The organism is Streptomyces sp. NPDC003327, from assembly GCF_053589515.1.
Genome location: NZ_JBSFSA010000016.1, coordinates 1 through 21,131, shown reverse-complemented (window position 1 = coordinate 21,131; position 21,131 = coordinate 1). Strand labels below are relative to the sequence as shown.

Sequence of the window (21,131 nt, the reverse complement as noted above, 5' to 3'; positions counted from 1 at the left end):
CACAAGTTGACGTAGTCCCAGGGGGATCACGAGATGCGATCGATTCGTCCGTGGCTGATGGCGGCGTCCGCCGTCGCGGCGCTGACGCTCACCGCCACGGCCTGCGGGCCGACCGAGGAGAACGCGGGGGACAAGCCCAGCGCGCCCGCGAACCAGAGCCCGGCAGACAAGATCAGGATTCCGGCGGACCTCAAAGAGCGTCTGAAGGAGCACGGGATCGACCTCGAAAAGTGGCGCGACGGCGAGTGGAAGAACTGGGACCGCGACACGTGGCTGCGTGAGGCCAAGGACTTCGTCAACCCGATCATCGAGGACCTCTGGAACCCGGACCGGATGCGCGAGGCCGAGCGGCCCGACAAGCCGGTCGAGGAGGAGGACATCTCGGGTGACACCGGCGTGACCGACCCGACGCCGGACCCCGTGCGGGCGAAGTCCGTGGCGCCCAAGTACCACAGCAGTGCCCCGGAGTCCGGGAAGGTGTTCTTCGACGGCCCCGAGGGCTCGATGGTCTGCTCGGCGACCGTCGTGCAGGACCCGGCGCACCCGGGCAAGTCCAACATGGTCTGGACGGCCGGTCACTGCGTGCACAAGGGCAAGCAGGGCGGCTGGTACCGGAACATCGCGTTCGTGCCCTCGTACAACGACACGGCCATGCCCACCTCCGCGCTGGAGAAGGCGACGCGTGAGCAGATCGCCCCGTACGGCGTGTGGTGGGCGGAGTGGGTCAAGACCTCCGACCAGTGGATCGCCCAGGGCGCTGCCACCGGTGGCGCGGGCGCGCCCTACGACTACGCGGTCATCCAGGTGACCCCGGAGAAGGGCGGGTCGGGCAAGTCGCTGGAGGAGACGGTCGGTTCGGCGCTCCCCGTGGAGTTCAACGCTCCCGCCGTGCCGAAGATCGCGAACATGACCGCCACCGGTTACCCGGCGGCGCCGCCGTACGACGGCCAGCGGATGTTCCAGTGCCAGGACAAGCCGGGCCGGCTGTCGCTGAAGGCGGAGCAGCCGACCATGTACCGCATCGGCTGCACGATGACGGGCGGTTCGTCCGGCGGCGGCTGGGTGGCCACGGGCAGCGACGGCAAGCCCGCGCTGGTGTCGAACACCTCCATCGGCCCGGCCTCGGCGGGGTGGCTCGCGGGTCCGCGCCTCGGATCCGAGGCCAAGGCGATCTTCGACGAGGTCAGCAAGAAGTACGCCGACCGCTAGCGGTGAGGCTGCGACGCGGAGGCGGGGCACCCGGTGCCCCGCCTCCCCCACGTCCGGGCCGCGCCGCCGCACCACCGACCGGCCGCCCGGCCAACCGGCCGCCCGGCCAACCGGCCGCCCGCCCGGCCTCCCGGCCTCCCGGTCGACCGGCATACTGTGCACCGCAAATGACGCGTCCATGGCAATGACCTCGGGGGAACCACCGGCCGGGTCGACCGTCCGGACGCGGGACACACCTCAGGGGGACACCACCAGATGCGTTCCGTACGACTTCTGCCCGCCGTCTCGGGCCTGGCACTGGCGCTCGCGCTGACCGCCACCGCCTGCGGCCCCACCGAGACGCCGACGGCCGACAAGCCCGCCGCCGTCACCTCCGCGCCCTCCTCCGACGGCAGCGGCGGCGCCGGGGACGGCTCCGCCCTCGCCCAGGACCTGGCCGACAAGCTCAAGAAGCACGGCGTCGACCTCGACCAGTGGAAGGAGGGCGAGTGGAAGAACTGGGACCGCGAGACCTGGCTCCGTGAGGCGGAGGACTTCGTCAACCCGGTGATCGAGGGCCTCTGGGACCCCGCGCGCATGCAGTCGGCGCAGAGCCCGGACCAGACGATCACCGCACAGGCCGGCACCGGCGGCACCGATCCGATGCCCCGCCCGGTCCCCGCCCAGCGCGAGAAGACGCCCTACCACCGCAACGCGGCACCGGTCGGGAAGATCTTCTTCGACTCGCCGCAGGGCCACATGGTCTGCTCGGGCACCGTCGTCAAGGACCCGCGACGCCCCGGGAAGTCCAACCTGGTCTGGACGGCCGGTCACTGCGTCCACGCCGGCACGAAGGGCGGCTGGTACCGCAACATCACCTTCGTCCCGGCCTACAACGACCTGGGCAAGTCGTCCTCCGCGCTGCGCGACGCGCAGCCGCACGAGATCGCGCCGTACGGCCAGTACTGGGCCGACTGGGCCGTGACCTCCGGTGAGTGGATCGACAGCGGCGGCACCGACCAGGCCTGGCCGTACGACTACGCCGTGCTGCACGTGCAGCCCGAGCGGGGCCGCAAGTCGCTGGAGGAGACCGTGGGCGTCGCCCTGCCGGTCGACTTCTCCGCTCCGCCGGCCGCGCGGGCCGGGACGATCGGCGCCTGGGGATACCCGCAGGCCGCTCCGTACAACGGTCTGATCATGCACAAGTGCCTGGACCGGGCGACCCGTATGACGACGGCCCCCGCGACGCCGACGATGTACCGCATCGGCTGCACGATGACCGCCGGGTCCTCGGGCGGCGGCTGGTTCCGCGTCCTGTCGAACGGCACGACGGCGCTGGTGTCGAACACCTCCATCGGCCCCGCCGGCAGCAACGGCTGGCTCGCCGGCCCGCAGCTCGGCCCGGGCGCGAAGGCCGCCCACGACATGGTCAGCAAGAAGTTCGCCCGCTGACGTCGACGTGACCGACGCCGTCCGGCCCCACACCGACGGCACCGGGAACAGACGAAGGCGCCGGTCCCCTCCCCGCAGGGAGGAGGCCGGCGCCTTCGCCGTCCGTCAGTGGGCGGCCGGGACGAACGGCGCGAGCAGCGCCGCCAGTTCCTCGTTCACCCGCCCCTTGAGCAGCGTGCCCTCCGGGGTGTGCTCCTCGGAGTTCACCTCACCCTCGGCGTGCACGCGCGAGACGAGACCACCCTCCGTGTACGGCACGAGGGCCTCGATCTCGACCTCGGGGCGCGGCAGTTCGGCGTCGATGAGCGCGAGCAGCTCCTCGATGCCCATGCCCGAGCGGGCCGAGACGGCGATGGAGTGCTTCTCGACCCGCAGCAGCCGCTGGAGCACCACCGGGTCGGCCGCGTCCGCCTTGTTGACCACGACGATCTCCGGGACGTTCACCGCGCCGACCTCGCGGAACACCTCGCGCACGGCGGCCAGCTGCTCCTCCGGAGCCGGGTGCGCGCCGTCCACCACGTGCAGGATGAGGTCGGAGTCGGCGACCTCCTCCATGGTGGAGCGGAAGGCCTCGACCAGGTGGTGGGGCAGGTGCCGGACGAATCCGACGGTGTCGGCGAGGGTGTAGACCCGGCCGGTGGGCGTCTCCGCCCGGCGGACGGTCGGGTCGAGGGTGGCGAACAGCGCGTTCTCCACCAGCACGCCCGCGCCGGTGAGGCGGTTGAGCAGGGACGACTTGCCCGCGTTGGTGTATCCGGCGATGGCGACCGACGGCACCTTGTTGCGTCGGCGCTCCTGCCGCTTGATGTCGCGGCCGGTCTTCATCTCCGCGATCTCCCGGCGCATCTTCGCCATCTTCTCGCGGATCCGACGCCGGTCGGTCTCGATCTTGGTCTCACCGGGACCACGGGTGGCCATGCCGCCACCGCCGCCGCCACCCATCTGCCGGGACAGCGACTGCCCCCAGCCGCGCAGGCGCGGCAGCATGTACTGCATCTGCGCGAGCGCGACCTGCGCCTTGCCCTCTCGGGACTTGGCGTGCTGGGCGAAGATGTCGAGGATGAGGGCGGTCCGGTCGACCACCTTCACCTTGACGACGTCTTCGAGGGCGATGAGCTGGCCGGGGCTGAGCTCGCCGTCGCAGACGACGGTGTCGGCGCCGGTCTCGACCACGATGTCCCGCAACTCGCGGGCCTTGCCGGAACCGATGAAGGTCGCCGGGTCCGGCTTGTCACGGCGCTGGATGACGCCGTCGAGCACGAGCGCGCCGGCCGTCTCGGCGAGGGCCGCGAGCTCGGCGAGCGAGTTCTCCGCGTCCTGGACCGTCCCCGTGGTCCAGACGCCGACCAGCACGACGCGCTCCAGGCGCAGCTGGCGGTACTCGACCTCGGTGACGTCCTCGAGTTCGGTGGAGAGGCCGGCGACGCGGCGGAGGGCCGCGCGCTCGGAGCGGTCGAACTGGTCGCCGTCCCGCTCTCCGTCGATCTCGTAGCTCCAGGCGACGTCCTCTTCCATCAGGGCATCGGCCCGAAGGCTCTCGGTGCGGCTCGTGTCCGCGAAGCTCTGCTCGTCCTGGGAAGGGGAAGAAGAGGAGGTCATTGGATCCTTACGTCGATGCGCGATGACGCGCCCGGACGGTCTCCGGGCGGTCCGTATCAGTGGCAACGCGTGGCGGCACCGGATGATTCCCGGGCCCGGCCGCGTCGCCGACGGGAAGATGGTGACACGGCCGGACGGGGCCCGTCACCCCGGTTTCACGGCGGTCGCGGGGGTCCCGGCGGACGCGGGGGTCCCGGCGGTCGCGGGGGTCCCGGGAGCCGGGAGGGCGCGCCAGTCGGGGTGGCCCGGCATGGGCGGGGTCTTCTTCCCGTACAGCCAGCCCTGGAAGAAGGCCGTGAGGTCCCGGCCCGCGATCTCGCCGGCCAGGGCGGTGAAGTCGGCGGTCGTCGCCGTGCCGTCCCGGTGGTCGGCCACCCAGCGGCGCTCCAGGCGGCGGAAGGCCTCGGTGCCGATCTCCTGGCGCAGGGCGTAGAGGACGAGCGCGCTGCCGTCGTAGACCACGGGCCGGAAGAGGCTGATCTTCCTGCCGGGCGCGGGCGGCTCGGGGGCGGCGGGCGGGCCGCCGGACGCCCGCCACCGGTCGGAGGCGGCGTAGGCGGCCTTCATGCGCGCTTCCAGGGAGCGGCCGGCCTTCTCCTCCGCGTACACCGCCTCGTACCAGGTGGCGTGCCCCTCGTTCAGCCAGAGGTCGGACCAGGTGCGGGGCGAGACGCTGTTGCCGAACCAGTGGTGGGCCAGCTCGTGGACCATGACCGCGTCGACGTACCACTCGGGGAAGGCGGGCTCGGTGAAGATCCGCCGTTCGAAGAGGGAGAGGGTCTGCGTCTCCAGTTCGAAGCCGGTGTGGGCGTCGGCGACGAGCACGCCGTACGTCTCGAAGGGGTACGGCCCGACCTGGGCCTCCATCCATTCCAGGTGGCCGGGGGTCCTGCGCAGCCACGGTTCCATCAGCTCGCGGTCGGCGGTGGGGACGACGTCCCGTACGGGCAGGCCGTGCGGGCCCGTGCGGTGCAGGACGGTCGAGCGGCCGATGGAGACCTGGGCGAGCTCGGTGGCCATGGGGTGGTGCGTGCGGTACGTCCACGTCGTGGTGGCGCCGTGGGTGACGCGGCCCGTGGGGAGGCCGCCCGCGACGGCGGTGAGCCCGTTCGGGGCGGTGATCCGGAAGGTGAAGTACGCCTTGTCGGCCGGGTGGTCGTTGGACGGGAATACCCGGTGGGCGGCGTCGGCCTGGTTGGCCATCGCGAGGCCGTCCGTGGTGCGGACCCAGCCGCCGCTGGCGGCGGGGCCGCTCGGGTCGCTCGTGTGGGTGACGGTGATCTCGATCCGTTCGCCCGTGTCGACCGGTACGACCGGCGTGATCACCAAGTCCTCGCCGCTGGTGGTGTGCGCGGCGGCGATGCCGTCGACGGTGACCGCAGCGACCGTGCCGTGCGTGAAGTCGAGGTTGATCCGCTCCAGCTCGTCGGTGGCGACGGCCTCGATCCGGGTGACGGCGTCGAGCGGCTCGGTGTTCTTCCCCGGGTACGTGAACGCGATGTCGTACGCGAGAACGTCGTAGCCGGGGTTGCCGAGGTGCGGGAAGAGCGGGTCGCCGATCCCGAGCGGCGCCGGGGCGGGCAGGGCGGCGGCGACGAGCCCGGCCGAGGCGGCGACGAGGACGGCGGCGCGCAACCACCGCGCGCGGGGCGCGCGGCTCCGGGGCGCGCGGCTCCCGGAAGCGGCGGTCCGGCAAGCGGCGGTTCCGGAGGCGGCGGTCCTCGGGTCGGGGGCGGTGCGGGGAGTGAGCGGCATGGGCTACCGCTACCAGGGCCGTCCGCACCACGGCGGGGCGACGCGCTCGCCCGCCACCCGAAGGGGCTCATGCGCCGCGCGCCGGGCCGGGCCCGTGCGCCGTCAGGGCCGGTGCCGCTCCCCCGTGCCGGGGCGCCGGGTGCGGGCGCGGCCGACGTCGTACACCCCGGGAACGTCCCGCATGGCCCTCATCAGGGCGGGGAGGCCGGCGGCGTCGGGGAGCTGGAGGGTGTACGTGTGCCGGACGCGCTGCTCGCTGGGGGGTTCGACGGTCGCGGAGACGACCTCGGCGCCTGCGGTGGCGATGGCCTCGGTGAGGTCGGCGAGCAGCCCGGGGCGGCCGAAGGACTCGGCGACGAGGGTGACGCGGCAGTGCGCGGTCTCGCCCCAGCGCACGGTGACGGGCGCGCGCCCGCTCCTGCGCATGGCCTCGACAGCCGCGCAGCCGGAGCGGTGGACGGTGACGGAGCCGCCACGGACCTGGAAGCCGGTGATCTTGTCGGGCGGTACGGGCGTGCAGCAGCCGGCGGGGCGGACGGCCGGGGGCGGGCCGCCGTCGAGTTCGGCGTGGAGCTCGGCGTCGGAGCGGCGGTCGGCGGTGACGCTCAGGGGCGGCCGGGGGTCCGTGGAGGCGGCGGGCGCCGCCGCTTCGGGATGGGCTTCGAGCCAGCCGGTGATCGCGATCCTGGCGGCGGGGGTACGGGCGTGGTCGAGCCACTCCGGTGAGGGCCCGGCGGCGGTGTCCTGGCCCGGTCTCGCGCCGGGTGCGGGGGTCCCGGGGAGCAGGAGCTGCACGGTGTCGCCGTCGGCGAGGACGGTGCTCAGCGGTGCGAGGCGGCCGTTGACCCGGGCGCCGAGACATGTGTGGGCGGCCTCGCCGTGCTGGGCGTACGCGGCGTCGACGCAGGTGGCTCCGGCGGGCAGGCCGAGGGTGCCGCCGTCGGCCCGGAAGACGGTGATCTCGCGGTCCTCGGCGAGGTCGGCGTGGAGCGAGGTCCAGAAGGTGTCCGGGTCGGGGGTGGACTGCTGCCAGTCGAGGAGCCGGGAGAGCCAGCCGGGGCGGGTGGGGTCGGCGCGCTCGCCGTCCTCGGTCTGCGGCCCGGTGGCGGTCTGGGCGGCGAGGGCGTCGGGCTGCTCGGCCGGCTCCTGGCCGACGTGGGGGTTGCCGAGGGCGACGACGCCGGCCTCGGCGACCGTGTGCATCCGGTGGGTGCGGATGAGGACCTCGGCGACGGAGCCGTCGGGGGCGGCGATCGCGGTGTGCAGCGACTGGTAGAGGTTGAACTTCGGGGCCGCGATGAAGTCCTTGAACTCGGAGACGACCGGGGTGAAGCAGGTGTGGAGCTCGCCGAGGACCGCGTAGCAGTCGGCGTCCTCGGCGACGAGGACGAGCAGGCGGCCGAAGTCGCAGCCGCGCAGCTCGCCCCGCTTGAGACGGACCCGGTGGACCGAGACGAAGTGGCGCGGTCTGACGAGGACTTCGGCGCCGATCCCGGCCTCGCGGAGCACCCCGGTGACCCTTTCGGCGAGGGAGCCGAGGACGTCCCCGGAACGATCCGGCCCGGAGCCGGTGTTGGCCGCGATCAGCGCCCTGGTGTTCTCGTACTCCTCGGGGTGGAGGATGGCGAAGACCAGGTCCTCCAGCTCGGTCTTGAGCGCCTGCACGCCGAGCCGTTCGGCCAGGGGGATGAGGACGTCCCGGGTGACCTTGGCGATCCGGGCCTGTTTCTCGGGGCGCATCACGCCGAGGGTGCGCATGTTGTGGAGGCGGTCGGCGAGCTTGATCGACATGACCCGGACGTCGTTGCCGGTGGCGACGAGCATCTTGCGGAAGGTCTCCGGCTCGGCGGCGGCGCCGTAGTCGATCTTCTCCACCTTGGTGACGCCGTCGACGAGGTAGGCGACCTCGTCGCCGAACTCCCGCCGCACCTGATCGAGCGTCACGTCGGTGTCCTCGACGGTGTCGTGGAGGAGGGAGGCCGTCAGGGTGGTGGTCTCCGCGCCCAGTTCGGCGAGGATGAGGGTGACCGCGAGCGGGTGGGTGATGTACGGCTCGCCGCTCTTGCGGAACTGGCCGCGGTGCGAGGACTCGGCGAGGACGTACGCCCTGCGGAGCACGCGCAGGTCGGCGTCGGGATGGTGCGCGCGGTGGGCCTCGGCGACGTGGCTGATGGCGTCCGGCAGCCGGTCCCGGGGGGCGGGGCCCGCCGTGGCCCCGAGGAGGGCGGCCCGGCCGATCCGGCGCAGGTCGATCCGGGGGCGTCCGCGCCGGCGGACGGCCGTGTCGGTGTCGGCGGCGGGGTCCGCCGCGCTCATGGGGTTGGTGGCCTCTGCACTCATGGGGCACCTCCGGCAACGTCGACCGGCGGTGGGCGGGCCAGGCGTGCCCGGGGGGCCGGTGCTTGATGCTACCGACCCCACCACGTGGCGCAGTCGCGCTCTCGCTCAGCGTGAATCGGATCACCCATTCGAGCGACAGATCAGTCGTTGACCGTTTCGAATCCGGCCTCGGCGAGCCAGGACGGGTCGACCGTGCCCTCGGCGACGATCACGGCGGGACCGGTCATGTCGATCTCGCCGTCGGGGTGCTCGGTGATGACGAGCGTCCCGCCGAGGACGTCGACGGTGTACGTGACGGGGGCGCCGCTCTCCGCGGGGTCGACGCCGTCGCGGCGGGCGGTGGCGACGGCGACGGCGCACGCGCCGGTGCCGCAGGAGCGGGTCTCGGAGGCGCCGCGCTCGTGGACGCGCATGGCGACGTGCCGGGGGCCCCGGTCGGCGACGAACTCGATGTTCACCCCGTCCGGGTAGACGCCTGCGGGCTCGTACGGCGGCTCGTCGTACAGCGTGCCGGCGTGGGCGAGGTCCTCGACGAAGGCGACGGCGTGCGGGTTGCCCATGTTCACGTTGCGCGCGGGCCAGCTGCGGCCGTCGACGGTGACGGTGACCCCGGCCTCGGGGAGGGCGGCGCGGCCCATGGAGACGGTAACGGAGCCGTCCTTGTCGAGGTGGACGCGCTTGACGCCGCCGCGGGTGGCGACCGCGACCTCGCCGGCCGTGACGTGTCCGGCGTGCTCCAGGTAGCGGGCGAAGACCCGGACGCCGTTGCCGCACATCTCGGCGACCGAGCCGTCGGCGTTGCGGTAGTCCATGAACCACTCGGCCTCGTCGGCGAGGTGCCGGGCCTCGGGGTGGGCGGCGCTGCGCACGACGTGCAGCACGCCGTCGCCGCCGATGCCGGCGCGCCGGTCGCAGAGCCGCGCGACGAGCGCGGGGGGCAGGTCGAGAGCGTTCTCCGCGTCGGGGACGATCACGAAGTCGTTCTCGGTGCCGTGGCCCTTGAGGTACGGGAGCGGGGAGGTCTGCGTGCTGGTCACGCGATCAACTGTACGGGTCGGCACCGACAGGCGGCGCGGGCGTCCAGGGGCCGGGCGGGGCGCGGCGCCGGGCGGGGGGTGGGCAGGGGGCGGGCGGCGGCGAGGGTACTGATGGCCGACGGGGCGGCCGGGGGCGGCGCCGGGGCCCGGGGGCGGGGCCGGCGGTGCCGCGCGTCAGCGGAGGCGGGCCACGCGCCAGACGGCCAGGGCGACGAGGGCCGCGATCGTCGTCACGTACAGGGCGAGCACGCGCCAGTCGGGGCGCTCGCCCGAGCCGCGCGCCGGGAGACCGGGCCAGGTGTAGCCGACCTTGCGGGCGGCCATCATGCCCCAGCCCGCCGCGCAGGAACTGATCAGCAGCCCCAGCATGGCGACGACGGCGCCGCCGTCGCCCGAACCGAAGGCGAGCGGGAAGGCGAACATCAGGGAGCCGACGGCGGCGAGGCCCACGATCGGCGCGAGCTGCCAGATCCGCAGTCGGCGCTGCGGGCGCAGCTCGACCTCGACCTCGGCCGCGTCCACCTCGACGGCGGTGCCCTCGGCCTCGTCCGGACCGTCCGGGGTCAGCCCGGGGACGGGCGCGGCCGGGGTCCGGCCGGAACCCCGGCCCGACGGGTCACCGAGGACCGCGTCGTGCTGTTCTCTGTCGCGAGGGCCGGCCTCCATCGCCACGCGCCCTCCCACTCGGACTCCACTTGGTCGATCGATGCTCGATGATGGCACGCTCCCGACCGCCGGAATGACTGCCAGTGCGTCCCGATGCCATCACGTGATCAGGCTGTAATCGCTCGTTCGAGCAACGACAGCGCCTCCCGCGGGAGTTCCCCCCGGTGATCGGCGGCTCCGCTGAGCCAGTGGACCCGGGGATCCCGGCGGAACCACGAGTCCTGACGGCGCGCGAAGCGCTTGGTGGCGCGCACGGTCTCGGCGCGCGCCTCGTCCTCCGTGCACTCCCCCGCGAGCGCCGCGAGCACCTGCTGGTAGCCGAGCGCGCGGCCCGCCGTGCGCCCCTCGCGGAGTCCCCGCGCCTCCAGCGCGCGCACCTCGTCGACCAGACCCGCCTCCCACATCCGGTCCACGCGCGCGGCGATGCGGGCGTCGAGTTCGGGGCGCTCGACGTCGACGCCGATCTGGACGGTGTCGTAGACGGAGTCGTGACCGGGGAGGTTGGCCGTGAAGGGCTTGCCGGTGATCTCGATGACCTCCAGGGCCCGGACGATGCGGCGCCCGTTGCTGGGGAGGATCGCGCGCGCCGCGTCCGGGTCGGCGGCGGCGAGGCGCGCGTGGAGGACGCCGGAGCCGCGCTCGTCGAGTTCGGCTTCCAGGCGGGCCCGGACCTCGGGGTCGGTGCCGGGGAACTCCAGGGCGTCGACGGCGCCGCGTACGTACAGTCCGGAACCGCCGACGAGGACCGGGGTGCGGCCTGCGGCGAGCAGCCGGTCGATCTCGGCGCGGGCGAGGCGCTGGTACTCGGCGACGCTGGCCGCCTCCGTCACGTCCCAGATGTCGAGGAGGTGGTGGGGGACGCCGCCCCGCTCCTCCGGCGTCAGCTTGGCGGTTCCGATGTCCATCCCCCGGTAGAGCTGCATGGAGTCGGCGTTGACGACCTCGCCGCCGAGCTGCTGGGCCAGGAAGACGCCCAGATCGGACTTTCCGGCCGCGGTGGGACCGACGACGGCGATGACCCGCGGGGCGGGAGCTGCAGTTCTCACCGTCCCAGTCTCGCAAACCTCCGGGCCCGTCCCCGAACGAGCGACGTGACGGGCCCCGCAAGGCTTCGTTGCCTGTTGCGAGGTTCCGGCCGCCGTTCGCCATGGAACCCGTCCCATCCGAGTACGCTATGGAGTGAATATGGGCGTTTTCTCAGCGTTTCGCCGTAAGAAGAAGGATGTGGCCGAGGTCTCGTCGGAGGTCCCCACGACGGAATCGGACGCGACCGCGGAGCCGGAGCCGGGTTCCGAACAACCGGGTCCGGAGGCGGAGTCGACGTCGGAGGCGGTCTCCGGGACGGCGCCGGAGTCGGACGTCGTGGAGGTCGTGGACGTCGTGGAGGTCGAGGAGGTCGTCGACACCGTCGACATTCCGAAGCAGCAGTCGACCGAGGCCGCCGCCGACAGTTCGGCGGGGGAAGGCGCCCGGACGTAACCGTACGGACAGGCGTACACAGGCAGGACACGGAACACGGGCCCCTCGGGGGTCCCGGGAGGGAAGGTGCCCCATGGGTCTCCTGGATTCGCTGAAGGCCAAGCTCGCCCCGGCCAAGGACAAGGTCGCCGACCTCGCGCAGCAGCACGGGGACAAGATCGACCACGGCCTCGACAAGGCCGCGAGGATGGTCGACGAGAAGACCAAGGGCAAGTACAGCGACAAGATCCATTCCGGTACGGGCAAGGCCAAGGACGCGCTGGACAGGATCGGTCACAAGGACGACGGCACGCCGGGGAGCGGCGGCACCCCCGGCGGTGGCAACCCCGGCGGCGGTGGCGCGCCCGGGAGTGGCGGCCCCACCCCGCCGCCGACCGTCTGACACCGGCCGTCCCCCGGTCCCTCCGCGCGGCGGACGGCCGCGGAGCAGCACGCTCCGCGGCCGTCCGCCGTTTCGTGCGGGCGGCGGTCGCGGGAGCGGGTGGCGGGGGTGGGTGGTGCTGCTACGACCAGGTGGCCACGGCGTAGCCCACGCCGTAGGGGGCGTCCTCGAAGAGGAGGCGGCCGTCGAGGCCGGCGCCGTCGGCGGCGCCCGCGAGCACCTGCCACGGGGCGCGGCCCGCCGCCTTGAGGTCCCGCGCGAGCCCTTCGTCCAGCGCCAGCAGCGCGGCCACGTCGGCGGCGCCGAGGGCGCGGGCGGCCCCGGCGTCGAAGCCGGCCGCCCGCTCGTCGAGGTAGCCGGGGGCCTTGACCGTCCGGCAGGCGCTGCCGTCGCCCATCACCAGGAGGGCGACGCGGTCGGCCGAGGCGGCGAGGGCGCGGCCGGTGCCGGCGCACTCCTCCGCGGTGGCCGAGTCCGCGACGCCGAGGCCCTCGACGGGCCCGTCGGCCCAGGCGGCCCGGTCGAGGAGCCAGGCGCCGACGGCGAGGGAGGCGGGCAGCTGCCGGTCTCCGGCCGGTCCGGCACCGAGGCGTACGGAGAGGTCGACGCCGAATCCGGCGAAGGTGCCGGTCGTGCCGGACGGGAAGGCGCCGCGGTCGTCCTCGCCGACGGGCCCGACGACGTACAGCCGGTCGGGGCGCGAGGCCGCCAGCACGCCGAGCGCATCGGCGCAGGCCACCCGCGCGGCGTCCAGTTCGGGTGCGGCACCGGTCGCGACCTCGGGCACGAGGAGCGGGGGGCAGGGGCAGACGGCTGCGGCGACAAGCATGATCCGCAGCCTACTGGCCCGCCCGCGCGGGCGGCGGAGGTCCGGCCGAGGCCCGCAGGGGCGCACGAGACGTCGGGCCTCGGCCCACGCGCGCGCGGAGCATCCCGACCGCCACCGCCGAGCGGAACCACGCGCGCGCGAGACGTCAGGCCGTGGCCCGACAACGGCGCGCGGAACATCCGAACCGCCGACCGGAGCCCGCCCGGGCGGCCGGGCGTCTACCCGGGCGCGGCAAGAGAGGAGCCCCTTGCTGCCCTTACGGCCGCTCCGCCTCCGCCGCTTCCCCTTCTGCCTCCCGTACCCGCGCCGCCACGCTCGGGTCGGTCGAGTCGTGGACGAGCTCGGCGATGCTCAGGGTGATCTCGTTGAGGGACACCGCCCCCTTGACGATCACCAGGTAGCTGTCGCCACCCGGGAAGCGGTAGACCTCGCGCCACTTCTCGCGCATCGGGGCGCGATAGGTGCGCGTGGCGGCCGTCAGGGCCCGGCGGGCGTCCTCGCGCGTGCCCGTCAGACGGGTGACGACCTCCGTGAGGTAGGAGTCACCCGATCCCAGCTGCGCGACGACGATCCACTTCCCCATCGTTCGTTCCCCCCTGGCCCCCGTGACGGCGTCAGTGACTTCCGCAGGCCGGGGCGTCGGCCACCGGCAGCGGTTCCGGGACGCCGATCTTCGGCAGCCCCAGCAGGACGCCCGCCGGCTTGGCGGCGGCCGCGGTGGTGCGCTTCTCCCAGGCGTCGCCCGCGCGCGTGCGGCGGACGGACGCGACCGGTCCTTCGGCGAGGAGGTGGTGCGGGGCGGCGTAGGTGATCTCGACGGTCACCACGTCGCCGGGGCGCACGTCCTCGTCCGGCTTCGTGAAGTGGACGAGGCGGTTGTCGGGGGCGCGGCCGGAGAGGCGGTGCGTCTCGCCGTCCTTGCGGCCCTCGCCCTCGGCGACCATGACCTCCAGGGTGCGCCCGACCTGCTTCTTGTTCTCGTCCCAGGAGATCTCCTCCTGAAGGGCGACGAGGCGCTCGTAGCGGGCCTGCACGACCGCCTTCGGGATCTGGTTCTCCATCTCGGCGGCGGGGGTCCCCGGCCGCTTGGAGTACTGGAAGGTGAAGGCGTTCGCGAAACGGGCCTCGCGGACGACGTGCATCGTCTGCTCGAAGTCCTCCTCGGTCTCGCCGGGGAAGCCCACGATGATGTCCGTCGAGATGGCGGCGTGCGGGATCGCGGCGCGCACCTTCTCGATGATGCCGAGGAAACGCTCCTGCCGGTACGAGCGGCGCATCGCGCGCAGCACGGTGTCCGAGCCGGACTGGAGCGGCATGTGCAGCTGCGGCATCACGTTCGGGGTCTCGGCCATGGCGGCGATGACGTCGTCGGTGAAGTCGCGCGGGTGCGGGGAGGTGAAGCGCACGCGCTCCAGGCCCTCGATCTCGCCGCAGGCGCGCAGCAGCTTGCTGAACGCCTCGCGGTCACCCAGGTCCGAGCCGTACGCGTTGACGTTCTGGCCGAGCAGGGTGATCTCGGAGACGCCCTCGCCGACCAGCGCCTCGATCTCGGCGAGGATGTCGCCGGGGCGGCGGTCCTCCTCCTTGCCGCGCAGGGCGGGGACGATGCAGAAGGTGCAGGTGTTGTTGCAGCCGACGGAGATCGAGACCCAGGCGGCGTACGCGGACTCGCGGCGGGTCGGCAGCGTGGAGGGGAAGGCCTCCAGGGACTCGGCGATCTCGACCTGCGCCTCCTCCTGGACGCGGGCGCGCTCCAGCAGGACCGGCAGCTTGCCGATGTTGTGCGTGCCGAAGACGACGTCGACCCAGGGGGCCCTCTTGACGATGGTCTCGCGGTCCTTCTGGGCCAGACAGCCGCCCACGGCGATCTGCATGCCGGGACGTGCGGTCTTCATCGGGGCGAGATGACCGAGGTTGCCGTACAGCTTGTTGTCGGCGTTCTCGCGGACCGCGCAGGTGTTGAAGACGACGACGTCGGCGCCGTCGGCGCCCTTGGCGGCGCGGACGTAGCCGGCGTCCTCCAGCAGACCGGAGAGCCGCTCGGAGTCGTGGACGTTCATCTGGCACCCGTAGGTGCGGATCTCGTAGGTCTTGGGTACGTCAACGCTCACTGCGGGGCTCCGGTCGCTGCTGCTCGTCATGCGTCAAGGGTAGGCGGTCCGGGACCGCCCTCCGTCCGGGCGGCGGAGGCGCACGCCTGGCGCCGACGGGGGCGGGCGCCGTGGGCCGGGTGCGGTGTCCCGCGGGGTGCGGGGCACGGGATGCGGCAGGAGGGCGGGAGGGAGCGCGCGTACGGGCGCTGAGCTGGGGTTTCTACTCCCCGCCGGAGCGCAGCAGGTCGCAGAGGCGCAGGAGCGCCCGTGCGTCGCCGAAGCCGCCGGCCTTCACCAGGACCGGTACGGGGAGGGCACCAGGACCGGAGAGGGCGGTACGGCCGGTGGCGGCGGCGAGCAGCACCCCGCGGGCGACTCCGGGTTCCGGCTCGTCGTGGAGGTCGATGCCCTCGGCGCCGAGGGCGCGCAGGACGGCCTCGGCGGTCGCGCCGCCGGTGAGGAGGAGCCCGTCCACGGCACCGTCCACGGCACCGTCGGCGGAGCCCTCGACGGCCCCGCCCGCGGCACGGGCCGCGGTACCGCCCACGGGGTCGAGGGCGAACCGGGCGGCGGCCGCCGCGAGGAGGGCGGTCGGCTCGTCCGGGTCCGCCCGCCGCTCGTCGGGCGTGTGGAGAACGCGTACGGCGCTCTCGGCGGCCCGCAGCTTGTCCGCCGCCGTCCCGGGGTCGTCGGCCACGACGGCGGTCGTGTCCGGCTCCGCCGCCAGCAGGGCCAGTTGGCGCCGGGTGGCGGGGTTGGCACTGCCCACGGCGATCAGCGGCCGCCGGGAACGCGGCAGCTCGTCGAGCGGTGCGGCGGGGGTGCGGCCGTGGTGCCGGGCCAGGGCGGCGGCGAGGCCCGGGGAGCCGACCCACAGCACGTCGCGCGGGTCGCGTACGGCGGCGACGATCCGGTCGAGGTCCTCGTCCGTGGCCGCGGAGCAGACGAACACGCCCCCGGCGGACGCGACCCGGCGGGGCAGCTCGTCGAGGCCGTCGGGAGTCAGGTGCTCGGCCTCCGGCAGCAGCCGCGTGAGGTCGGCCGTGCGGACGGGGTGGGCCGGGTCCCGGGCGAACTCGCTCTCGTCGACCCGTACGCCCCGCACGTACTGCACGCCCGCGACCGTCGTGCGGCCCTCGGCGGGGAAGGCCGGGGCGATCACCACCGCGCGGCGGCCCGCACCGTCCCGGGCGGCGCGGAGCTCCGCCGCCACATGGCCGCGGAGCGTGGAGTCGACGGTCTTGAGCAGCAGGTCGGCGGCGGCGAACGTACGGGCCGCCCTCCGCGTACGGCTGACGGCACCCGCCTCGTCCAGCAGCCGGCTGCCGAGGTCGAGGGCGACGACGCCTCCGCCGTCCGCGGCGTCACCGGCCTCCGGGCCCCCGCCCCCCGGCCCGTCGGCCCACGCCCCCGTCGCGGTCCCCGCGAGGAGGACGCGGGCACGGTGGCCCGCCCTGCGGAAGGGGGCCGCGCCGTCCGCCGCGCTGGTCAGGTCGTCGGCGAGGACGGCGATGCGGCGGGGCGGACGGACGGAGGCGGGCGCGGTGGCGGTTGCGGGGGCGGGTGCGGGTGCGGTGGCGGATCGACGCATCGGTGGACGTTCCTCGGAGTCTCGCGGCGGCGGGCCCCTCCACCCTGGCGTCCGCCGCGCCCCGCGGGCAACCGCCACCGCGCTTCCCCGTCAGTCCAGGGGCACGCTCCCGTACAGGGACACCCTCCCGTACAGGGACACCCTCCCGTGCTGGGGCACGCTCCCGTACAGAGGCGTGCTCCCCTGCGGAGGCGTGCTCGGCGACGCCAGGACGGCGCCTTCTCTTGGGTACGACGGAACTCCCCTGGGACTGGGGACGGTTGACGGCTCGGCCGGGTGCCAGGGGCGGGCAGGGGGAACTGCCCTCAAGATCACCGAGCGCTTCTCGACGCTAACCGGCGGGGCCGCGACGCCACGACAGGACACACGGCGCGGCGCGCACCCCGGTCCGCGCTCACCGCTTCGGCGGAGCGCACTCGGGGCCGCCGGATCCGGGTGCCGCCGGGCCTCGCAGCCCGGGCCCGCCGTCCCCGTCGTACACCGCCCCGGGAGCCCGCCGTGGGGCCCGCCGGGAGCCCGGGAGCCCGCGCCCGTCCCGTACCACCGGCGAGCCTGGCCAGGACCGGCGGGAAGCTGGCAGGATCGCTGCATGCTCGCCGCCCTCTCCCGTGCCGCCCGCCGCCGCCTCCTCGCGGTGTCGGCCGCGCTGCTCGCGCTGTGCGGGGTGCTGGTCTGGTGGCTGGTTCCCTTCGGTGCCTCGGAGCCTAGCGGTTCGGTCACCTTCAGCACGGGCGTCCCCAGCGGCGTCTACCAGCGGTACGGCAAGCTGCTCCAGCAGGCCCTCGCGCGTGATCTGCCCGACGTGTCGATACAGCTCATGGACAGCGAGGGCTCCCAGCAGAACCTGGCCAGGGTCGCCTCGGGCGAGGCCGATTTCACGGTGGCGACGGCGGACGCGGTGGCCCAGTTCCAGCTGGAGCGCCGGCCCGGCTTCGACCGGCTGCGGGGGTGCGCGCGGCTGTACGACGACTACGTGCAGCTGGTGGTGCCCAAGGGGTCCTCCGTGCGGAAGGTGTCGGACCTGCGCGGTCTGCGGGTCGGGGTCGGCCAGCCCGGCTCCGGCGTGCGGCTGATCGCCGACCGGGTCCTCGCGGCGGCCGGGCTCACCCCCGTCCGGGACGTCGAGTCCGTCTCCGCGGGCATCGACACGATGCCGGCGCTCCTGGAGCGGGGCGAGCTGGACGCGTTCTTCTGGTCGGGCGGCCTGCCCACGCTCGCCGTCCAGTCCCTGTCGGAGCGGACTCCGATCCGGCTGGTCTCCCTGGACGCGCCGCTGGTGGAGGGGCTGCGGGACGTGGGCGCCTCGACCCGTCACTACCGGTCCGCGGTGATCCCCGCGGACGCGTACTCGCTGGCGCAGGACGGCCAGCCCGTCGACACGCTCGCCGTGGCGAACCTGCTGGTCACGACCGACGCGGCCGACGACGACCTGGTCGAGGGCTTCACCCGCACGGTGATCGGGAGCCGCGACCGCATCGGCAGCCAGGTCCACCCGGCCCAGCTGGTGGACCTGCGCACCGCCATCTACACGGAGCCCCTGACGCTCCACGACGGCGCCCGCCGCTACTACCGCTCGGTGAAGCCCTGACCCCGGGGTCCGTACGGATCCCCCACGTACAGCCTCCGGTGCGTCCGGTGCGTCCCGTGCCTTCGGTGCCTCCGGTGCCTTAGGTGCCCCCGGTGCCCCCGGTGCCTCCGGTACGTCCCTACGCGGTGAGCCCGGCCCCGTCCGCCGGGGCGTCGCGTGGAACGGTGACCGTCACGCGCAGGCCGTGCGGTTCGTTCGGGGCGAAGGACACGCCGCCGCCGCCCGCCGTCAGCAGGACGCGGGCGATGGAGAGGCCGAGGCCCGAGCCCTTGACGTTCTGATGGCGTCCGGAGCGCCAGAAGCGGTCGCCGACGCGGGTCAGTTCGTCCTCCGTCAGGCCGGGGCCGCGGTCGGCGACGACGATCTGGATGTTCTCGCCTGCCGGGACCACCGTCACGGTGACCTGCTCCCCCGGCGGCGTGAACTTCAGCGCGTTGTCGATCACCGCGTCGAGGGCGCTGGAGAGCGCCACCGGGTCCGCCCAGGCCGTGGCCGCCCCGCAGGCGCCGGTGAGCCGGACGCCCTTGTCCTCGGCGACCGGCCGCCAGGAGGCGACGCGCTCGGCGGTGAGCGCGCCCACGTCCGTGAAGCGCAGGTCGGCCGCGGCGTGCTCGGCGAGCGCGAGGTCGAGGAGGTCGTCGAGGACCTGGGCGAGCCGCTTGCCCTCGGTGCGTACGGAGGCGATCTCCTCGTTGCCCTCGGGGAGTTCCAGGGCGAGCAGCTCGATCCGCAGGAGCAGCGCGGCCAACGGGTTGCGCAACTGGTGGGAGGCGTCGGCGACGAACGCCCGCTGCTGTTCCAGCGACTCCTCGACGTTGTCGGCCATCTCGTTGAACGAGCGGGCGAGGCGGCGCAGTTCGGGCGGCCCTCCGGCCGCCGCGACCCGGGAGTTCATGCGTCCGGTGGCGATGTCGTGGGTGACGGCGTCGAGGACGCGGACCGGCCGCAGCACCCAGCCGGTGAGCCGGAAGGCGGCCCCGACGGCGACGAGCATCGCGGCCGCCTCGCCGGCGAAGATCAGGAGCCAGCCGCGCAGGATGCGGGAGCGCAGCTGCCCGGTCGGCGAGTCGGTGACGACGACGGCGACGACGTCTCCGTCCCGGACGACGGGCGAGGCGATGGTGAGCCGCGCGTGCGGCTGCCAGGGCCAGACCTGCGGCGGGTCGTGGCTGCGGCGGCCGAGGAGGGCCTCGTTGAACGCGCGCCTGCCCTCCCCCTCGTACGGGACGACCCAGCCCTCGGGCGCGGCGGCCATGGACCGGTTGTTGCGGTAGAAGACACCGGCCCGGATGTCGTAGACGTCGTGGTAGCTGGCGAGTTCGCCGCCGAGGGTGGTGCGCCGCTCGTCGGTGCCGGGGCTGCTCTCGCTGACGAACTGGGCGAGCGCGGCGAAGCGCGCGGCGTCGTCGAGCCGGTCGACGACGACCCGCTGCTGCTCGGAGGCGGCGAGGCTGGCGGCGAGCGGGAAGCCGAGGGCGAGGAGCACCCCGGCCATGAGGACGATGAGGAGGGGGAGGAGTCGGGTGCGCACGGGTCGGCGGGCTCCCGGTCAGGCGGCCGGCGCGACCAGGCGGTAGCCGACGCCCCGCACGGTCTCGATGAGGGCCGGCATCCGCAGCTTGGAGCGGAGGGAGGCGACGTGCACTTCGAGCGTGCGGCCGGTCCCCTCCCAACTGGTGTGCCAGACCTCGCTGATGATCTGTTCGCGGCGGAAGACGACGCCGGGCCGCTGGGCGAGGAGGGCGAGCAGGTCGAACTCCTTGCGGGTGAGCGGGACGCTCACGCCGTCGACGCTGACGCGCCGGGTGGGCAGCTCGATGGCGACGGGGCCGAGTCGCAGCAGCGTGTCGGGGGCGCCGCCGCCGGACGGCTCGTCGGCTCCGGGGTTGCGCCGGCTGACCGCGTGGATCCGGGCGAGCAGCTCACCGGTGTCGTACGGCTTGACGACGTAGTCGTCGGCGCCGAGGTTGAGTCCGTGGATCCGGGAGCGGACGTCGGCGCGCGCCGTCACCATGATCACGGGGGTGCTGGTGAGCTTCCGGATGCGACCGCAGACCTGGTAGCCGTCCTGGTCCGGGAGGCCGAGGTCGAGCAGGATCACGCCGTACGAGGGCCGGTCGCCCTGCGCGGTGGGGAGGACGGCCTGGAGGGCCTCCTCACCGTTGCGGGCGTGGGTGACCGTGAAGCCGTGCCGGGCGAGGATCGCGGAGAGGGCGGCGGCGACGTGGTCGTCGTCCTCGACGAGCAGCAGTCGCATGGGTACCTCCTCCGGGATCCGTGTCGTGCCGACCGTCGTGCCGGCGGCTCTCTGTGTACCAGGTGGTACCAGGGCATGAACGCCGATCACCGGCGTCACAGTCAAGTGTCCTCCTGTTGACCCGGCGTTTCTGTTATCCACCCGGTACGGCATCCTCGCCGGGTTCACGGAGAGTGTCCGTTTGAGGCCGTATCGTTATCCTCAATTTCCGCTCAGATGTAATGACGCTGGTCTCACCGGGTCTCTAGTGTCCTCCCCAACCGAGGAGGACGGAGCAAGAGGCCGATGAGCGGAGTGTCAGTGTCCAAGGGTCCGGAGGACGCCCCGCGGGCCACGGACGACCTGGTCGTACTGTCCGGCGTCAACAAGCACTTCGGCGCGCTGCATGTCCTTCAGGACATCGATCTCACGATCGCCCGCGGCGAGGTCGTGGTCGTCATCGGGCCCTCCGGGTCCGGCAAGTCGACGCTGTGCCGGACGATCAACCGGCTGGAGACCATCGACTCCGGCACGATCACGATCGACGGGAAGCCGCTGCCAGCGGAGGGCAGGGAGCTGGCCCGGCTGCGGTCGGACGTCGGCATGGTGTTCCAGTCGTTCAACCTCTTCGCGCACAAGACCGTGCTCGAGAACGTGATGCTGGGTCAGATCAAGGTCCGCAAGACGGAGAAGGTGGCCGCGGCGGCCAAGGCGCGTGCCCTTCTCGACCGGGTCGGCGTCGGCACGCAGGCCGACAAGTACCCGGCGCAGCTCTCCGGCGGGCAGCAGCAGCGCGTGGCGATCGCCCGCGCGCTCGCGATGGACCCGAAGGTGATGCTCTTCGACGAGCCGACGTCGGCGCTCGACCCGGAGATGATCAACGAGGTCCTGGAGGT

At 73.7% G+C, this 21,131-nt stretch carries 18 protein-coding genes; 6 read left to right on the top strand and 12 right to left on the bottom strand.

Annotated features, from left to right (window positions below):
- Positions 1 to 33 precede the first annotated feature (33 nt).
- Together ACWDVG_RS15950 and ACWDVG_RS15945 are read left to right on the top strand one after the other, a co-directional pair.
- On the top strand, positions 34 to 1,209 hold the full coding sequence (locus tag ACWDVG_RS15950) for a trypsin-like serine peptidase (protein WP_451699767.1): 1,176 nt from the start codon (positions 34 to 36) through the stop codon (positions 1,207 to 1,209).
- Between the two features lie 255 nt (positions 1,210 to 1,464).
- A complete protein-coding gene (locus tag ACWDVG_RS15945) occupies positions 1,465 to 2,640 on the top strand; it encodes a trypsin-like serine peptidase (RefSeq protein WP_451699766.1) in 1,176 nt (391 codons plus the stop codon).
- 105 nt (positions 2,641 to 2,745) lie between these two features.
- On the opposite strand, the gene hflX is transcribed toward ACWDVG_RS15945, so the two are convergent.
- The 6 genes from hflX to miaA all read right to left on the bottom strand — a co-directional run bounded on the left by hflX (position 2,746) and on the right by miaA (position 11,083).
- Complete coding sequence (gene hflX, locus ACWDVG_RS15940; RefSeq protein ID WP_451699765.1) at positions 2,746 to 4,239, bottom strand: GTPase HflX; 1,494 nt, start codon at positions 4,237 to 4,239, stop codon at positions 2,746 to 2,748.
- 144 nt (positions 4,240 to 4,383) lie between these two features.
- Positions 4,384 to 5,994, bottom strand: a complete 1,611-nt coding sequence (locus tag ACWDVG_RS15935) for a M1 family metallopeptidase (RefSeq protein WP_451699764.1) — start codon at positions 5,992 to 5,994, stop codon at positions 4,384 to 4,386.
- Between the two features lie 102 nt (positions 5,995 to 6,096).
- Positions 6,097 to 8,334, bottom strand: coding sequence for a RelA/SpoT family protein (locus tag ACWDVG_RS15930; protein WP_451699762.1), 2,238 nt, complete (start codon positions 8,332 to 8,334; stop codon positions 6,097 to 6,099).
- 140 nt (positions 8,335 to 8,474) lie between these two features.
- Positions 8,475 to 9,371, bottom strand: coding sequence for a diaminopimelate epimerase (gene dapF / locus ACWDVG_RS15925; protein WP_451699761.1), 897 nt, complete (start codon positions 9,369 to 9,371; stop codon positions 8,475 to 8,477).
- Positions 9,372 to 9,545: 174 nt separating this feature from the next.
- On the bottom strand, positions 9,546 to 10,037 hold the full coding sequence (locus ACWDVG_RS15920) for a hypothetical protein (protein ID WP_451699827.1): 492 nt from the start codon (positions 10,035 to 10,037) through the stop codon (positions 9,546 to 9,548).
- Positions 10,038 to 10,144: 107 nt separating this feature from the next.
- Positions 10,145 to 11,083: a tRNA (adenosine(37)-N6)-dimethylallyltransferase MiaA gene (gene miaA / locus ACWDVG_RS15915; RefSeq protein WP_451699760.1), complete on the bottom strand. Its 939-nt coding sequence runs from the start codon at positions 11,081 to 11,083 to the stop codon at positions 10,145 to 10,147.
- A gap of 178 nt (positions 11,084 to 11,261) precedes the next feature.
- Between miaA and ACWDVG_RS15910 the strand changes: the two genes are divergently transcribed.
- Positions 11,262 to 11,516, top strand: a complete 255-nt coding sequence (locus ACWDVG_RS15910; RefSeq protein WP_451699759.1) for a hypothetical protein — start codon at positions 11,262 to 11,264, stop codon at positions 11,514 to 11,516.
- 73 nt (positions 11,517 to 11,589) lie between these two features.
- Positions 11,590 to 11,898 carry an antitoxin gene (locus ACWDVG_RS15905; RefSeq protein WP_451699758.1) on the top strand — a complete coding sequence of 103 codons (309 nt, stop codon included), beginning with the start codon at positions 11,590 to 11,592 and terminating at the stop codon, positions 11,896 to 11,898.
- Positions 11,899 to 12,019: 121 nt separating this feature from the next.
- Here ACWDVG_RS15905 and ACWDVG_RS15900 read toward each other — a convergent pair whose 3' ends face one another.
- From ACWDVG_RS15900 to ACWDVG_RS15885, 4 genes are all read right to left on the bottom strand, one after another.
- Positions 12,020 to 12,727, bottom strand: a complete 708-nt coding sequence (locus ACWDVG_RS15900; RefSeq protein ID WP_451699757.1) for a class III extradiol dioxygenase subunit B-like domain-containing protein — start codon at positions 12,725 to 12,727, stop codon at positions 12,020 to 12,022.
- A gap of 256 nt (positions 12,728 to 12,983) precedes the next feature.
- Positions 12,984 to 13,310 (bottom strand): hypothetical protein, encoded by a 327-nt coding sequence (locus ACWDVG_RS15895; protein ID WP_451699756.1) that lies wholly within the window; start codon positions 13,308 to 13,310, stop codon positions 12,984 to 12,986.
- Between the two features lie 31 nt (positions 13,311 to 13,341).
- Complete coding sequence (gene miaB / locus ACWDVG_RS15890; protein WP_451699755.1) at positions 13,342 to 14,868, bottom strand: tRNA (N6-isopentenyl adenosine(37)-C2)-methylthiotransferase MiaB; 1,527 nt, start codon at positions 14,866 to 14,868, stop codon at positions 13,342 to 13,344.
- Positions 14,869 to 15,040: 172 nt separating this feature from the next.
- On the bottom strand, positions 15,041 to 16,411 hold the full coding sequence (locus ACWDVG_RS15885; RefSeq protein ID WP_451699754.1) for a four-carbon acid sugar kinase family protein: 1,371 nt from the start codon (positions 16,409 to 16,411) through the stop codon (positions 15,041 to 15,043).
- Positions 16,412 to 17,000: 589 nt separating this feature from the next.
- Here ACWDVG_RS15885 and ACWDVG_RS15880 point away from each other — a divergent pair.
- Complete coding sequence (locus ACWDVG_RS15880; RefSeq protein ID WP_451699753.1) at positions 17,001 to 17,999, top strand: TAXI family TRAP transporter solute-binding subunit; 999 nt, start codon at positions 17,001 to 17,003, stop codon at positions 17,997 to 17,999.
- Positions 18,000 to 18,117: 118 nt separating this feature from the next.
- Here ACWDVG_RS15880 and ACWDVG_RS15875 read toward each other — a convergent pair whose 3' ends face one another.
- Both ACWDVG_RS15875 and ACWDVG_RS15870 read right to left on the bottom strand, forming a co-directional pair.
- A complete protein-coding gene (locus ACWDVG_RS15875; RefSeq protein WP_451699752.1) occupies positions 18,118 to 19,530 on the bottom strand; it encodes a sensor histidine kinase in 1,413 nt (470 codons plus the stop codon).
- Between the two features lie 18 nt (positions 19,531 to 19,548).
- Complete coding sequence (locus ACWDVG_RS15870) at positions 19,549 to 20,256, bottom strand: response regulator transcription factor (RefSeq protein ID WP_451699751.1); 708 nt, start codon at positions 20,254 to 20,256, stop codon at positions 19,549 to 19,551.
- 285 nt (positions 20,257 to 20,541) lie between these two features.
- Here ACWDVG_RS15870 and ACWDVG_RS15865 point away from each other — a divergent pair.
- Positions 20,542 to 21,131: amino acid ABC transporter ATP-binding protein (locus ACWDVG_RS15865; protein WP_451699750.1), on the top strand; the 590-nt coding region annotated here is incomplete at its 3' end.

What these genes read in the sequence shown, in the direction of transcription:
- ACWDVG_RS15870 (WP_451699751.1), bottom strand. Translation starts at nt 20,256, where the DNA reads ATGCGACTGCTGCTCGTCGAGGACGACGACCACGTCGCCGCCGCCCTC.
- ACWDVG_RS15945 (WP_451699766.1), top strand. Translation starts at nt 1,465, where the DNA reads ATGCGTTCCGTACGACTTCTGCCCGCCGTCTCGGGCCTGGCACTGGCG.
- ACWDVG_RS15950 (WP_451699767.1), top strand. Translation starts at nt 34, where the DNA reads ATGCGATCGATTCGTCCGTGGCTGATGGCGGCGTCCGCCGTCGCGGCG.
- ACWDVG_RS15905 (WP_451699758.1), top strand. Translation starts at nt 11,590, where the DNA reads ATGGGTCTCCTGGATTCGCTGAAGGCCAAGCTCGCCCCGGCCAAGGAC.
- ACWDVG_RS15900 (WP_451699757.1), bottom strand. Translation starts at nt 12,727, where the DNA reads ATGCTTGTCGCCGCAGCCGTCTGCCCCTGCCCCCCGCTCCTCGTGCCC.
- ACWDVG_RS15920 (WP_451699827.1), bottom strand. Translation starts at nt 10,037, where the DNA reads ATGGAGGCCGGCCCTCGCGACAGAGAACAGCACGACGCGGTCCTCGGT.
- ACWDVG_RS15895 (WP_451699756.1), bottom strand. Translation starts at nt 13,310, where the DNA reads ATGGGGAAGTGGATCGTCGTCGCGCAGCTGGGATCGGGTGACTCCTAC.
- hflX (WP_451699765.1), bottom strand. Translation starts at nt 4,239, where the DNA reads ATGACCTCCTCTTCTTCCCCTTCCCAGGACGAGCAGAGCTTCGCGGAC.
- miaB (WP_451699755.1), bottom strand. Translation starts at nt 14,868, where the DNA reads ATGACGAGCAGCAGCGACCGGAGCCCCGCAGTGAGCGTTGACGTACCC.
- ACWDVG_RS15935 (WP_451699764.1), bottom strand. Translation starts at nt 5,994, where the DNA reads ATGCCGCTCACTCCCCGCACCGCCCCCGACCCGAGGACCGCCGCCTCC.
- ACWDVG_RS15885 (WP_451699754.1), bottom strand. Translation starts at nt 16,411, where the DNA reads ATGCGTCGATCCGCCACCGCACCCGCACCCGCCCCCGCAACCGCCACC.
- ACWDVG_RS15880 (WP_451699753.1), top strand. Translation starts at nt 17,001, where the DNA reads ATGCTCGCCGCCCTCTCCCGTGCCGCCCGCCGCCGCCTCCTCGCGGTG.
- ACWDVG_RS15930 (WP_451699762.1), bottom strand. Translation starts at nt 8,334, where the DNA reads ATGAGTGCAGAGGCCACCAACCCCATGAGCGCGGCGGACCCCGCCGCC.